At 45.2% G+C, this 15,408-nt stretch carries 11 protein-coding genes; 3 read left to right on the top strand and 8 right to left on the bottom strand.

Features of this window, described 5'->3' with window-relative positions; all coding sequences use genetic code 11:
• The first annotated feature begins 74 nt into the window (after positions 1 to 74).
• A complete protein-coding gene (gene pykF, locus DYB02_RS03065) occupies positions 75 to 1,487 on the top strand; it encodes a pyruvate kinase PykF (protein ID WP_005453794.1) in 1,413 nt (470 codons plus the stop codon).
• A 157-nt stretch (positions 1,488 to 1,644) separates the two neighbouring features.
• Positions 1,645 to 2,313 carry a GntR family transcriptional regulator gene (locus tag DYB02_RS03060; protein ID WP_077345753.1) on the top strand — a complete coding sequence of 223 codons (669 nt, stop codon included), beginning with the start codon at positions 1,645 to 1,647 and terminating at the stop codon, positions 2,311 to 2,313.
• 92 nt (positions 2,314 to 2,405) lie between these two features.
• On the opposite strand, the gene DYB02_RS03055 is transcribed toward DYB02_RS03060, so the two are convergent.
• The 8 genes from DYB02_RS03055 to DYB02_RS03020 all read right to left on the bottom strand — a co-directional run bounded on the left by DYB02_RS03055 (position 2,406) and on the right by DYB02_RS03020 (position 13,296).
• On the bottom strand, positions 2,406 to 4,286 hold the full coding sequence (locus DYB02_RS03055; RefSeq protein WP_021453887.1) for a sensor domain-containing diguanylate cyclase: 1,881 nt from the start codon (positions 4,284 to 4,286) through the stop codon (positions 2,406 to 2,408).
• Between the two features lie 111 nt (positions 4,287 to 4,397).
• Positions 4,398 to 4,892: an acetolactate synthase small subunit gene (gene ilvN, locus DYB02_RS03050; protein WP_005459526.1), complete on the bottom strand. Its 495-nt coding sequence runs from the start codon at positions 4,890 to 4,892 to the stop codon at positions 4,398 to 4,400.
• Position 4,893: 1 nt separating this feature from the next.
• Entirely contained in the window at positions 4,894 to 6,618 is a 1,725-nt protein-coding gene (locus DYB02_RS03045) for an acetolactate synthase 3 large subunit (protein ID WP_005480580.1), read from the bottom strand.
• Positions 6,619 to 7,068: 450 nt separating this feature from the next.
• Positions 7,069 to 8,877 carry an AMP-dependent synthetase/ligase gene (locus tag DYB02_RS03040; protein WP_005480577.1) on the bottom strand — a complete coding sequence of 603 codons (1,809 nt, stop codon included), beginning with the start codon at positions 8,875 to 8,877 and terminating at the stop codon, positions 7,069 to 7,071.
• Positions 8,878 to 9,175: 298 nt separating this feature from the next.
• Positions 9,176 to 10,135, bottom strand: coding sequence for a LysR family transcriptional regulator CalR (calR, locus tag DYB02_RS03035; RefSeq protein WP_005459522.1), 960 nt, complete (start codon positions 10,133 to 10,135; stop codon positions 9,176 to 9,178).
• A 597-nt stretch (positions 10,136 to 10,732) separates the two neighbouring features.
• Positions 10,733 to 11,779 carry an MJ1255/VC2487 family glycosyltransferase gene (locus DYB02_RS03030; protein WP_029804484.1) on the bottom strand — a complete coding sequence of 349 codons (1,047 nt, stop codon included), beginning with the start codon at positions 11,777 to 11,779 and terminating at the stop codon, positions 10,733 to 10,735.
• A 3-nt stretch (positions 11,780 to 11,782) separates the two neighbouring features.
• Positions 11,783 to 12,331 (bottom strand): phosphatase PAP2 family protein, encoded by a 549-nt coding sequence (locus DYB02_RS03025; RefSeq protein ID WP_005480556.1) that lies wholly within the window; start codon positions 12,329 to 12,331, stop codon positions 11,783 to 11,785.
• Positions 12,332 to 12,498: 167 nt separating this feature from the next.
• Entirely contained in the window at positions 12,499 to 13,296 is a 798-nt protein-coding gene (locus DYB02_RS03020) for an SH3 domain-containing protein (RefSeq protein ID WP_023584988.1), read from the bottom strand.
• A gap of 545 nt (positions 13,297 to 13,841) precedes the next feature.
• Between DYB02_RS03020 and leuA the strand changes: the two genes are divergently transcribed.
• Complete coding sequence (leuA, locus tag DYB02_RS03010; RefSeq protein WP_005459507.1) at positions 13,842 to 15,389, top strand: 2-isopropylmalate synthase; 1,548 nt, start codon at positions 13,842 to 13,844, stop codon at positions 15,387 to 15,389.
• Positions 15,390 to 15,408: the final 19 nt, after the last annotated feature.

Here is a 15,408-nt window from a genome sequence, read left to right as displayed (position 1 = left end):
CATCAAAAGCGCCTAACTTCAGAGTAAATAACCGACTTTCAAATTGTAACTATACTTACCGGAGAGTATCTTCCATGAAAAAGACCAAAATCGTTTGTACGATTGGCCCTAAAACTGAATCTGTAGAGAAGCTAACTGAACTAGTAAACGCAGGCATGAACGTAATGCGTCTTAACTTCTCTCACGGTGACTACGAAGAACACGGCACTCGTATCGCGAACTTCCGCAAAGTAATGGAAGCTACTGGCAAACAACTAGCAATCCTTCTAGATACTAAAGGTCCAGAAATCCGCACTATCAAACTAGAAGGCGGTAACGACGTTGATCTAGTAGCAGGTCAAGAATTCACTTTCACAACTGACACTTCAGTTGTAGGTAACAAAGACAAAGTTGCAGTAACTTACGCTGGCTTCGCAGCTGACCTAAACGTTGGTAACACTATCCTAGTAGACGACGGTCTAATCGAGATGGAAGTTATCGCAACAACTGACACTGAAGTTAAATGTAAAGTTCTTAACAACGGTGCTCTAGGCGAAAACAAAGGTGTTAACCTTCCTGGCGTTTCTGTAAACCTACCAGCTCTATCTGAAAAAGATAAGAACGACCTTAAATTCGGTTGTGAGCAAGGCGTTGATTTCGTAGCTGCATCTTTCATCCGTAAAGCTTCTGACGTTCAAGAAATCCGTGAAGTTCTAGCTGCAAACGGCGGCGAGAACATCCACATCATCTCTAAGATCGAAAACCAAGAAGGTGTTGATAACTTCGATGAGATCCTAGAACTTTCTGACGGCATCATGGTTGCTCGTGGCGACCTAGGTGTTGAAATCCCAGCTGAAGAAGTAATCTTCGCTCAGAAAATGATGATCGAGAAGTGTAACCGTGCACGTAAGATGGTTATCACTGCAACTCAAATGCTTGATTCTATGATCAACAACCCACGTCCTACTCGTGCGGAAGCAGGCGACGTTGCAAACGCAGTAATGGACGGCACAGACGCAGTAATGCTTTCTGGCGAAACAGCAAAAGGTAAATACCCTGTTGAAGCGGTAACTATCATGGCTCAAATCGCTAAACGTACTGACTCTGTACTTAAAGCTGAACTAGGTTCTCGTCTAGACAGCCCACGTCTACGCATCACTGAAGCAGTATGTAAAGGCGCAGTAGACACAGCTGAAAAACTGGCTGCTCCACTGATCGTTGTTGCAACTGAAGGCGGTAAGTCTGCACGTTCAGTACGTAAGTACTTCCCAACTGCAAACATCCTAGCGCTAACAACTAACAAGAAAACTGCAGCACAACTAGTTCTAACTAAGGGTGTTACTCCAGTTGTTGTTGACGCTATCGAAAGCACTGACGCATTCTACGTAGCAGGTAAAGAACTTGCTCTAGAATCTGGTCTAGGTAACAAAGGCGATATCGTAGTAATGGTTTCTGGTGCTCTAGTCGCTTCAGGTACTACGAACACAGCTTCTGTACACGTACTATAAGACTGAATTTTTAACATTTCAGTTTATTGAGAAAGAGGGCTTATGCCCTCTTTTTTTATATGGCTTTCTTGCTCTAATAATACGCTACCTGTATCATTCACCTCACGCAGAACTGCGTACTGTTTAATTTTGTCGTCACGATAAAAAATTCTATGAGGTGTATGTGTCCAGTCCCACTCTTACCGACAAAGTATCAAAAATGATCTGTCAGGATATCCTGACTGGTGAGCTAAAACCTGGTCAAAAACTTGTGGTTGCAGAGCTAAAAGAGAAATACAACGTAGGTGCCTCCCCTATTCGCGAAGCATTGGTTCAGCTATCGTGGAGCAAATACGTCAAACTCTCGCCGCAAAAAGGCTGCTGGGTTGCACCAGTGTGTAAGCATGAGTTGAATGACTTGTATGAAAGCCTACGGATGACGGCTTCATTTCTATTGAAAAAGGCGATCATGACAGGTGATGAGAACTGGGAACTGGACGTCCTAACTTCATACCACAAACTATCTCGAGTGAATCTCGACCAAGGCTTTTGCTGGAGAGAATGGGAAGAACGCCACTATCACTTTCTTGAGGCGTTGCTTGAGGGGGCGAACTCGCACAATTTGTTTACCTTCTTCCGAGATATTTTAAACCAGATCAAGCGTTACCATTACTTTGCTATGCAAGTGCTAGGAACGAACAATCAAGGTCACTGCAATATCGATGAACAAGAGATGATCATGAAGTTATCGCTGTCTAAAAATAGTGACGATGCGGTGCAGTTTCTGGATCGTTATTTGTTGAAGTCGTTGCAATGTGTCGAAACCGCCATCGACAATCCGCTATAAACGTCACGCCAAATCAACTCGCTTATTAACGAAAAATCGGGTATATCCCGATTTTTTCTTTTTGGTATAAACGGTTCTCTCGCTCATGTGAACTAAGCAATATCATCAATGCTATGACACAAAGAAACGCAGTTTCTACCAGCGCTTTTGGATTCATACAGCGCGATATCTGCGCACTTATAGCTTCGAGTTCGATCGGCAGTAAGGTCACTATAACCCGCACTGACGGTAACGGTCATATTGCTTCGCAGCTGAACCGCGACTCGCAAACGATTGAGCACCACTTCGGCCTCTTTAACTGTGGTATGAGGCATGATCACCGCAAACTCCTCACCACCGACACGAGAAACAAAATCCGTAGTGCGCACTTCACGTAGTAACGTTTCTGCGACGCTACAAATGACTTTATCCCCTTCATCGTGACCGCGTTCATCGTTAATGCGCTTAAAGTGGTCAATATCAAACAAAGCCAAACACGTCGTCGGTGTATCAGGATAACGTTCTACAATATTCGCGTAGTGGGTTAATTGTTCTTCAAACTTTCTGCGGTTCCACAGTCCAGTCAAACCGTCTTTCTCACTTAAGTTGCGCAGCTGCTCTTCCAACGCTTTACGTTCAGAAATATCCACCAGCGAAGTGATGTAATAGCTGATTTTACCGGACTTTGTTAAGTTCGCTTGGATACGCATGATCGCCGTAAACACATGATTCAATTGGGTACGGCAGCGTACTTCGCCTTCCCAAACATTCTCGCGCCCTAACTTATTCCAAATGTTTAGCGTCTCTTCGAGGTCTTCAGGAAGCAAAATCAGGCTGTGGGCATTCGAGCCTTTCACTTGTTCGGTAGAATAACCCATCATGTTTTCAAACTCTTGGTTGACCATGATGATGCGAAGCGATGCGTCAGAAATCATGACGGCGGTCATACCATCGAGTGCGGCACGGGCTAACTTCGATTCCACACTATGACGACGGTAATGCAGCGCCAACGCGGTAATTGGCAAAGTGAAAACCAGTACAAGACTTAATACAAACAAGGATTCTTGAATAAGGTCATTGATGTCGCGCGTCGCTCTTTTTGACAACTGCTCATTCGAGAGGTCGATGATGAGATGCAAAGGTTCGTTGGAGACAAACTTAATCGAGCTAAACGCAATCAAATGTTCACCGTTATAAGAGTACCCCGCTTGCTCAGATACCACTCGCGGCCATATATCTGGATACATGTTCGAGAAATTAAACTGAGAACGCTCAGGAATAATATCGCCATACAAGCGCGACTCGTCAGGACTCGCGATATAAAAGCCGTTGTGCTTAACCAACTCGATGTGGAAATCTCGCACTGGTGAATAGTTGAGAAGGGATGACAGATACTCGATATCGACATTCAACACTAAGTAACCCTGTCGAACGTCATTCACTGAAATTGGCATCAAAATGCGTAGTGACGGACTTAGCGGATAAACCAATTCACCTTTGTCCCTTTCAAGTTCAATCCCCCAAGCTGAGATTTGCTCGTTATCCAAACTCTGCGCGTATTTAAAATACTCTCGCGCAGATTTATCTCGAAGGATCAATGATGGGCCAGCGATGCCGGTTTTGAAATCGTACTTAATGCGAACTTTTTCGGTGCCAGAGGTATCGAGAAAACGGATCTGCTTGTACAGTTTTTGGTTGCGAGCAACCGAGCTCCACATGTTCTCTAAGATGGTCAGATTGGCTTTACTGGGTTCACGTAAGTAATCGTAAAGGCTTTGACTGTGACCAAGTAGGTCGCTGATGGTTTCTATCTGATCTTGAATATTGTTGTATTCGCGCCCAGTGTAAGCCAGTTGGTGTAAGGCTTCTTTGGCGGTGTTTTCAACATTATTCGCTAAGAGGGCTTGGTATTTCTGGTAGTAGTAGGTGGCGGTGAGGGCACTAAAGAATAGTGCTGTCGCCAATAATGTGCCGACCAGCTTTTTTACTTTCACGCGTCCTACAGCCTATGATGCCTACTAAAACGACAATTATATCATTATTTGGCAGCATCTAAACAAAAAGCCACTGTAATACAGTGGCTTTTCGGTCAGATATGAGGCTTGTTAAGGCTTTAACGCTCGTTCTCCACGGGCAATACCCACTACCCCGCTACGTGCTACTTCGACCACTTCGGTGACTTCGGAGATGGCTTGGATGAACGCGTCGAGCTTTTCACTGGTGCCAGCAAGCTGCACTGTGTACTGAGAAGCGGTGACATCCACAATCTGTCCTCGGAAAATATCTGCCGTACGTTTCACTTCCGCTCGAGCAAAACCACTGGCTTTCACTTTCACCATCATCAGTTCACGTTCAATGTGTTCAAACTCAGTAACTTCTTGCACTTTCAGTACATCAATCAACTTGTGTAGCTGTTTCTGGATTTGCTCCAGCTGCATTTCATCCGATGTGGTTGTGATGTTCAAACGCGATAACGTTTCGTCATCCGTCGGCGATACGGTCAATGATTCAATGTTGTAACCACGTTGAGAGAACAAGCCGACAACACGAGACAACGCACCCGGTTGGTTTTCCAATAGCAATGAAATAATGTGTCTCATATTAAGTTCTCTCCGTTTTGCTTAGCCACATCTTGTCCATACCTTCGCCTTTAATTTGCATCGGGTATACGTGCTCGGTTTCGTCTACGTTGATATCAACAAACACCAAACGATCTTTCATATCCAACGCTTTTTGTAGCCCTTCTTCGAGCTGATCTGGCGTTTCGATACGAATGCCGACGTGACCATAAGCTTCTGCAATCGCAGCAAAATCCGGAACAGAACTCATGTAAGAGTTAGAGTGGCGACCTTGATAAATTATGTCTTGCCACTGTTTTACCATACCGAGGAATCGGTTATTAAGGTTGATGATCTTCACAGGAATATCGTACTGCATGGCCGTCGATAACTCCTGAATGTTCATCTGGATACTGCCATCACCCGTCACCACCACCACTTCTTCTTCAGGCATCGCGAACTTAACGCCCATACCAGCAGGAAGACCGAAGCCCATTGTGCCCAAGCCACCCGAATTGATCCAACGGCGAGGTTTGTTGAATGGGTAGTACAACGCCGCAAACATTTGGTGCTGGCCTACATCAGACGCCACATACGCGTCACCATTGGTTAGCTTGTGCAGTGTTTCAATGACTTGCTGTGGCTTGATACGATCCGACGACGTTTCGTAAGACAAGCACTGACGATCGCGCCACACTTGAATATCATCCCACCATTTAGTGATCGCCGCTTCATCGTTGCCACAATCTTGCTCTGCCAGTAGACCAAGCATAGTAGTCAGTACTTTTTCAGCAGAGCCTACGATTGGAAGATCCACTTTGACGTTTTTGGAGATCGACGACGGATCAATATCAATGTGCATCACTTTCGCATTTGGACAGTACTTCTCAAGGTTATTGGTGGTGCGGTCATCAAAACGTACCCCAATACCGAAGATTAGATCCGCTTCGTGCATCGCCATATTGGCTTCGTAGGTACCGTGCATCCCCAACATACCAAGCGAGTTTTTGTGAGTCCCCGGAAATGCACCTAGGCCCATTAAGGTACTGACAACTGGCAGGTTAAGTTTGTCTGCCAGTTCTAAAATATGTTCGTGAGCACCAGAAATGACTGCGCCACCACCGACATAAAGCACCGGTTTTTTCGCTTCAATCAAAGACTTCAGCGCTTTCTTGATTTGGCCTTTATGACCCGAAGTGGTTGGCTTGTATGAACGCATCGAAATGCTTTCTGGATATTGGTAAGGCAGTTTGATTTGCGGATTCATTACATCTTTTGGCAAATCAATCACAACTGGTCCAGGACGACCCGTTGTTGAAATGTAGAAGGCTTTTTTGATCGTTTCAGGGATATCTTCCGCCTTTTTCACCAAAAAGCTGTGTTTTACTACCGGACGAGAGACGCCCACGATGTCACATTCTTGGAAAGCGTCGTTACCAATCAGGCTGTTTGGCACGTTCCCTGAAATCACGATCATCGGGATGGAGTCCATGTACGCCGTTGCAATACCGGTAATGGTATTGGTTGCGCCAGGCCCTGAACATACCAGTACCACACCCGGCTTACCTGTTGCGCGAGCATAGCCATCAGCCATGTGCGTCGCAGCCTGTTCGTGTCTTACTAGTACGTGTTTAATTTGGTCGGTTTTTGCGTGCAGTGCATCATAGATATCCAAAACGGAACCACCCGGATAACCGAAGATCTGCTCTACGTTTTCCTCTATCAGAGATTGCACCACCATCTCTGCACCTGACAACATTGCTGTCATAATTGCTCTCCTTACCCAGAATTCCACACCGCAAGGTCAACGGTTTGGTCTGGTTTTACATAGTCTAGGTCTTATTCGTAGCCTAATCGAAATACTTCCACGTTTTCGGCTATGTCTTGCGTTCGTCATAACATCCCGCAAGGTTCATCAACAAATGTAACGGTTTATTAGCAACGGGTCTAATGAGAGATATGTCTAGTTTTTAAACAAGACACTAGAAAGCAGAACGATAACAGGAATAGAAGCCAACTAAGCGCAAATAAGCAGCACGATCAAAAAACATAACGACAAAAAAAAGAACATAATTTCACAGAGATTTACCCAAACATCAGAAATTCACCCGTTATCTGCATCATCAAGCCGAACTGCTGCACATACAAAAATCCCCAACGATACCAAAAGGTATGGCTGGGGATCTTTTCATCAATCTGAAATCTAAGTCAGTGCTTGTTACTTTTTATCTGACTTTTCGTTGTACATTTCTTCGATTTCGTCTTGGTATTTATCGTTAATCACTTTACGACGCAGTTTTTGCGTTGGCGTTAACTCTCCATCGTCCATCGAGAAAGCTCTTGGTAGCAGTTTGAACTTCTTAACTTGCTCAAATTTCGCCAGTTCTTTTTGCAGTTCATTCACTCGCTTCTCAAGCATTTCGACCACTTGGTGGTGTTTGATAAGCTCAACTCGGTCATGGTATGCAATGTTCAGTTCTTTCGCATATTCTTCAAGAGAGTCAAAACACGGCACAATCAGCGCAGAAACAAACTTGCGTGTATCGGCAATCACCGCAATCTGCTCAATGAAGTGGTCTTTACCAATCGCACCTTCAATCATTTGCGGTGCAATGTATTTACCACCAGAGGTTTTCATCAGTTCTTTAATGCGATCGGTGATGAACAGGTTGCCATTTTCATCAATATGGCCAGCATCACCGGTCTTTAAGAAACCGTGCTCATCAAACGTCTTTTCGGTCTCTTCTGGCATTTTGTAGTAACCGCGCATCACCATCGGGCCACGAACTAGAATCTCGTTGTTTTCGCCAATCTTCACTTGCGCGCCAGGCATCGACATACCGATAGAATCCGGATCAAAGCACTTGTCATCCCAGCACGAAATCGTCGCGGTGGTTTCTGTCATGCCGTAGCCCAACTTCACGTTGATGCCAATCGCATGGAAGAAGCGACCAATAGTTTCATCCAACTTCGCGCCACCACATGGCATGAAGTTGATACGACCACCGAGCAGTGCACGCAGTTTACTGAGCACCAGCTTGTCAGCTAATGCGTGTGCTTTGCGCAGCATCATCGAAGGTTTGCGTTTTTCTTGATGGCAAAGTGCCATTTTCGCGCCCATGTTCACCGCCCAAGTAAACATGATCTTGCGATGAATCGGTGCTCGAGACACTTTCTCGTGAATCGCTGAGAAAATCTTTTCGTAGAAACGAGGAACTGCACACATCACGGTTGGACGCACTTCACTTAATGCATCGCGCACCTGCATAGTGTCTTGCAAGTAACAGTTCGTCGCACCTTTGTATAATACGTAGAATGTCCAAGCGCGTTCAAATACGTGTGAAAGCGGAAGGAAACACAAAGAAACATCATCTTGAGATAAGCTCAAGCGTTGGTCGTGACCTTCTAGCTGCGCTGCGATGTTGCCATAATCCAACATCACGCCCTTAGGTTGACCCGTTGTACCTGAGGTGTAGATCAGCGTAAGCAAATCATCGACTTTCGCTTGTTCCAAACGCTCATCAAGTTCAGCTTGATGGCTTGTATCGCCTTTTGCGACAAAGTCTTTCCAAGAGATAGCAAAGTCATGATCGCCAAGCTCAATATCGTCCGACATCGCAACAATCAGCTCTAACTGCTCACATTGTTCAAAAATGCTCACAGCAGCATCAAACTGAGGCTGTTCGCCAACAAACAGAACTTTTACGTCTGCGTTGTCGATGATGTATGCCGACTGAGCGGCAGTATTGGTTGGGTAGATAGGCACCGTCACGCCACGCAGTTGCAATGCGGCGAAATCAGCAATCGTCCATTGCGGCATGTTGTTTGAGAAAATGCCGATCTTATCTTGGACTCCTAAACCCTGAGCCAAAAGTGCAAGCGATAAAGTATCAACTTGCTGACCAAACTGCTCCCAAGTAATACCTTGCCATGCTCCTGCTACTTTATGTTTCAGTGCAACGCGGGTACCACCGTTCGCAATTTGTTCACGAATACGTTTAACGATATGAAAATCTAACTTGGCCATTCTTTTACTTACCTTTTGGCTTACAGGCGTAAGCTATTTGAGCGAACAAGTGTACTCACGCAATGCTAAAACGCAACTGACCAGTATCAAACTTATCACTAATAAGAGATAACTATCACTAATGAACTCAAGGCCCAATTGAAGTTGATGGAGGTTTAGGCAAAATAACTTGCTGTTTCGCTTATTAATTAACCTAAATAAAAAGCCCCGAAAGACAAGCGTCTCTCGGGGCCAAACAATTGTAAAAATTGATGATTACAAATCCAGTCTGACCAGTTCATCAGACCAAATAATAAACTTATTTTGATGCAACCACTTCACCACACGTCACCATTAGCTGGTCACGTAGCCAAATGTGGCCTTTGTCTTTTTCACTTGATTCATGCCAGCTAAGGAAGCCGCTGATTTCTTTGTTCGCAAATGGGAAGTCTAGAATCTGCAGTTGGTCACTGTTCACCGCATTTTCCGCCATCCAGCGTGGTGCGATAGTCACTAACTCAGATTGGCTAACAACGTAAAGCAAGTTGCTTAGGCTTGAACCTTCGTACGCAGCTTGGCAGTCAAGCTCGCGGTACGCCTGCTCAGAGAAGCTACGTTGACCGTGAACTTTAGACAGTTTCGCGTGCTTTTCGTTAATTAGCTGCTCGGCGCTTACGCCACCTTGAATACGTGGGTGCGTTTTCGAAGCGATAACCACCAATTCATCTTTGAAGATTTCTGTGCTTGAGAAACCTTGCTCATCAAAACGAGCGTAATCGATCACGAAGTCGATTTCTTGGTAACGCATGCGCTCAGAAAGAAGACGGTCAAATTCCGCGTCTAGATGTAGCTGAACGTTTGGCGCTTGTTGATTAATCTTCGCCATGATTTTTGGCGCAAAGCGCATGTCACATGGGCTGCAAATCGCCAGCTTGAATAGACGAGTTGACGACTCTGGTTGGAATACCGAGCTTGGCAATTCGTTACGGATCAGTTGCAATGCTTGGCGGATAGGGCCAAACAGTTGACGCGCACGTTGAGTTGGTTGAATACCACGGCCCTGACGCATGAACAGTTCATCGTTAAACATCACTTTTAGACGTGCCACGGCATTACTTACTGCCGGTTGAGACATGCCTAAGTTGTGTGCTGCACGAGTGATATTTTGCTCTTGCATCACAGCATCAAATACAGTCAGTAGGTTCAAATCTACACCACGCAAAGTGCTTTCCATACGGTAGCTAGCAATTGCGCTCATCGCATCTTTCTTCTCTAACATTGAGTGCGCCTCTTTTGTAATCGTCAAATTGTTTCAATGAATTCATAACGAATAGAATCCCATCTCGCACAAAAGACGGCGGCTGGATTCGAATCATTTTTACGAATAGAAACCTAATTTTTATTATATTTATCGTCCGGATACTTCCGGCTCGAAGCGTACTATCAACTAATCGATTGGGGTTTAGCAACTAGATTGATATTTAATCACTAAATTTTAGCCACTTAGGTATTTAATCTTTTAAAATCAATCAATTGAGAAAAATATAAAAAACTATAAAACAACTAAAACCACACTCTTTGAGTATGTATTTAGCAAATTGATAAGACTAAGAACAAACATCGAAACATATTTACCCCACCTATTAATAACTAACAGACCAAAAAACACAGCCTATGTCTTTGCCGTAAATTTGCGCGTATCAGTCAAATAATCTGCAATTAAACAATGAATAGAAATGAACGAGAGGGAATAAAAATGCAGCCCTTCGAAATCGAAAAGCTGCATCAAGTACCATGTAGGAATGTTGGAAGGAACGTAATAATAGGTAGTTAATAGTTATTATGTGTTTGCCACAAACAATCCGAGCAAACAAACTTAGATATTGGATACATAACTCGGAAAATCCACCTGCTCCCACAACTGTTTGGAGAGCTCTTCTTGCGAATCCCACGCCCCTTGTAAAATCCAATTCACGATGGCTTGTGCAACGTCGGGGTATTTAACACTCTCAGCTTGCTGCTCTTTGAGCCACTGACGTACGGTAGAAATGTCTAAACTGTCCATTGCAGTGGCTAACCCAAGATCTTCAAGCGTGGCTACGTTGCTCTGCTGTTCAAATTGTCCTGCCAGTGGTTTCATTAGCAGTTTTTTGCCAAGAGAAAGTGCTTCTGAAGGCAGTTCGAAACCACCATTGGCGATGACCCCACAGCAACGATGTAGATGGTGCTGAAAGTTGGTATGGCACAGCGGACGCAATTCTATGTTCTCCACTTTCTCTACTTCTATCACGTCGGGGTGATAACAAATAAACGTCTGCTGATTAAAGTGGAACAACAGGTCGCAGATGTCCTCAATCGACTCAAACGGTAAATACACCAACACGAAATCATCGTTATCCGCTTGGTTATCCAAAGTGTGGACGATGGGCGGTAGCAACGGCTGGTCAAAGTGATACCAGTGCAATCCAAGCTGATGTTGAGATGGAGCAAAATACTCAAGTACTGATTTATCCAGCCAGCTCGCCCCCTTCAGAGGCACTGGATAGCGAAACGCATTTTGGTGACTGATACCGATACACGGCTTATTTTGTTGACGAGCTGCCCAAGCAGTGACGGGTTCAAAGTCATTGATGATTAAATCATAAGGCGCCAGATTGAGTTGGTTCACTTCTTTGAAAAAATGAATCAAATTGTTGTTCAAGGCCGTTTTGGCGTAATTGACCGAGCCTTTTTCCGTCACAAACGTAAAACCGCGACGAGTCTGATAATCGCCAAACGCTTCCATTGAAAAGTATTTCTCCGGTGCTCGTCCAGAAAAAAGAAAGTCGACCTGCACATCGTGCGATTCAAATGCCTTGCTCATTGCACGTGCACGTGCGATGTGGCCATTTCCCGTACCTTGAACACCGTATAGAATTTTCATCCATTAGCCTCCTACGATCGCAATAGCTAGAGCACCACACGCACTTCCCAACAGCGCCCCGATGATGACGTCAGTAAAGAAATGGACACCGAGCAAAATACGCGCCGTACCAATTAAGCTCGCCCAAAAGAATGCGGCATAACCGAGTTCTGGGTAGTAATGGTTGATAAGTGTTGCCATAACAAACGCAGCAGCAGTATGTCCAGACGGTAAACTATAGCGATCAGAAGGGGTGATAAAAGCAGGTAACAAAGCGCTCAGTTCTTCAGGACGGCGGCGTTTAAAGCTGTTTTTTAGCGTCCAGTAAATGGGTAGCTCGACGGCAAATGCCAGCAATCCGGCTAACATAAACCAAGATCCGTGTTCTTTATCTAAATACCAAGCTAACAGCCCTAAGACGACGTAGAGATGCCCATCTCCACTGTGCGAAACGCCTTTACTGATGTTGGCAACTTGTTGGTTAAAACGGTGCTGAAGACATACGCTAGAGAATGCTAAATCAAACTTAGCGATGGTTGCTATTGGCTGTGTGATTGTCTCAATGGTTCGCATGTGACCTTCCCTTACTTTGACAACGCCTTTGTGTGCAAAGTAGGAGGTTTAGGTGACAGCTACATGACGGGAAGTTGGACAATTAGTGACAAAAGTAGAATGGACGGAATAGCGCACATTGATGTGCCCAACCATACCGTTAAACACATCAATAAAAGCAATAAGAATTACGAAGGGTTAGCTGGTGAGGCTGACGGCGTATCGATATACCAAACTTTGCGTTTTTTGCGGCATGCGCGTAATGACCCCGTGGTAACATCACCGTCTTTGGTTAACTCATAGCTCAGCGCTCGACAAGTGTAGCTGCCCAGCAGCTCGTGTCGGGCACTCGATACAGAATGAGTCGCTTGCTGAGCATCGAGCAACGGATTCGGTTGAGTCGACAAAATATCGCGATTTACTACGTTGCTGCGTACGTAATCTTGATGCACGTAGCCCTTAATAACGCCTTTTTGTTCAACCAGAATCCAAGGTTCTCCTTCTACTCTCGCCAACGCATTGAACACTTCGCCTTTTTCAAGTTGCCCCAGCTTTGTACTCTCTACACTCGGTTTGGAGCGCAAATTTAACCCCGTTTTTGAACGATAGGAGACATCCATAAACTCCAGCTTGTTAGAGGTATCCACTCCCTCTTCTACTGGCCTGACTATCTCAGCTTGTTGCCACTCATTAGGTTGCACGCGGATCTTCCACCACGAATAGGTGTCAGGATCTTTGCCTTTGAATTTATCTCGACTGTCCGACTCAAGCGCCACCAGCATCTGATTTAAGAAAGATTCCCGCCCTTCACTGCTTAAGTACATGTCCATTTGATCGCTGATCACCATAATACTTTGCGCATGATCGTTCACGATCACCGGAGAAGCCACCTCAGCATTCGTATTTGATTGAAACAGCTGACAACCAGATAAGCTGATCAATGTTAATGCGAGTGCCGAACGTCCAAGTTGTTTTGCTGTGACCATGAATCCTTTACCTTCTGTTTCTCTTCACCTAATGCAACTGCACTACTATAAATGGTCAACGCGTATTTTCGCCAAGCAATTAAGACCTTTGTGTGATAAGTCGCAATCCCTATACCTGAATTTTGATAACACAAAGCTTTAGGCTGTGATCTTTGTCGCCACGCTCAGGTTCTAGCACGTTTCCTTCACTTTTGACTGATTGCACTTTGAATTGATTGAATGTGTCGATGTATCAGCTGACTATTATTAAACCACTCATCCGATATGAATAAAAAATCGACTTTAGGGTTGACGCGCTCCAAGGAGTGCGGTACTAATTTGTTAACTTAAATTTGTGGAAAGCTTAACAACTATGTCAGCTCATTTTTCTATCCTGCTTAGCCTCCTCCTGATCGTGACCAGTTCGCGCGGGTAGGCTGTGGAAGAAAAATAACCACACCAATTTCTTAGAAACCCGCATGAAAATGCGGGTTTTTTTTATATCTAAATACTGGAAGTAAACGATTAACTTGCACGAAAGTGCAGAAATCAGGAAGGAAGCAAACATGAACGATCAGGTCATTATATTCGACACCACCTTGCGTGATGGCGAGCAAGCGTTGTCAGCAAGCTTGACGGTTAAAGAAAAACTGCAGATTGCCTATGCGCTTGAAAGGCTGGGCGTTGATGTTATCGAAGCAGGTTTTCCTATCTCTTCCCCTGGCGATTTCGAGTCCGTACAAACTATTGCAAAACACATCAAAAATAGCCGAGTTTGTGCCCTTTCGCGTGCCGTTGCGAAAGACATCGATGCCGCAGCTGAAGCGCTAAAAGTTGCTGACCAATTCCGTATCCACACTTTTCTAGCCACTTCCACGATTCACGTTCAAGACAAGCTACGCCGCAGTTACGATGACGTACTTGAAATGGCGGTCAACGCCGTTAAACACGCGCGTAACTACACCGATGATGTCGAATTTTCTTGTGAAGACGCAGGCCGAACACCAATCGACAATCTATGTCGCATGGTTGAAGCCGCAATTGATGCTGGCGCAAGCACCATCAACATTCCCGATACCGTTGGCTACACAGTGCCAAGCGAGTTCGGTGGCATCATCCAAACGCTTTTCAACCGCGTGCCGAACATCGACAAGGCCATCATTTCTGTGCACTGTCATGATGACTTGGGCATGTCGGTCGCAAACTCAATTGCAGCAGTACAAGCCGGTGCTCGCCAAATTGAAGGCACCATCAATGGTATCGGCGAGCGTGCGGGTAACTGCTCACTAGAAGAGATCGCGATGATCATCAAGACGCGTCAAGAGCTTCTGGGCGTAAGTACGGGGATCAAGCACGAAGAAATCCATCGTACTAGCAAGTTGGTGAGTCAACTGTGCAACATGCCGATCCAAAGCAACAAAGCGGTCGTGGGTGCCAATGCATTCAGCCATTCTTCAGGTATCCACCAAGACGGCATGTTAAAGAACAAGAACACTTACGAGATCATGACGCCTGAGTCGATTGGTCTTAAGAACCAAGCACTTAACCTAACCAGTCGTAGCGGCCGAGCGGCGGTGAAGAGCCACATGGATTCCATGGGTTATAAAGAAGATGAGTACAACCTAGACGCACTGTACGCCGACTTCTTGAAACTGGCCGACCGTAAAGGCCAAGTGTTTGATTACGATTTGGAAGCGCTAATGCACTTCTCCAACTTGCGTGAAGAAGATGACTTCTACAAGTTGAATTACCTAAGCGTGCAATCGGGCAGCGTGATGGCAACCACCAGCATCAAGATGCAATGTGGTGATGCGGAAATGTGTGAAGCGGCGGTCGGTAATGGGCCTGTTGATGCGCTATACCAATGTATCTACCGCGTGACAGGTTACGAGATCGTACTAGATAAATTCGATCTAACCGCAAAAGGTGAAGGTGAGGATGGTCTAGGTCAAGCAGACATCATTGCCAACTACAAAGGTAGAAAATACCACGGTACGGGCGTTTCAACCGATATCGTAGAAGCTTCTGGTCAAGCACTATTGCATGTTATCAACAGCATCCATCGCGCAGACACCATTGCCGAGATGAAGCAGAAAAAGATTGCTACGGTATAGTCATACTAAGCTTTATAGC

Source organism: Vibrio parahaemolyticus (assembly GCF_900460535.1).
GTDB lineage: Bacteria > Pseudomonadota > Gammaproteobacteria > Enterobacterales > Vibrionaceae > Vibrio > Vibrio parahaemolyticus.
The sequence above is the reverse complement of the archived record's forward strand: the minus strand, read 5'-3'. Positions and strand labels throughout refer to the sequence as shown.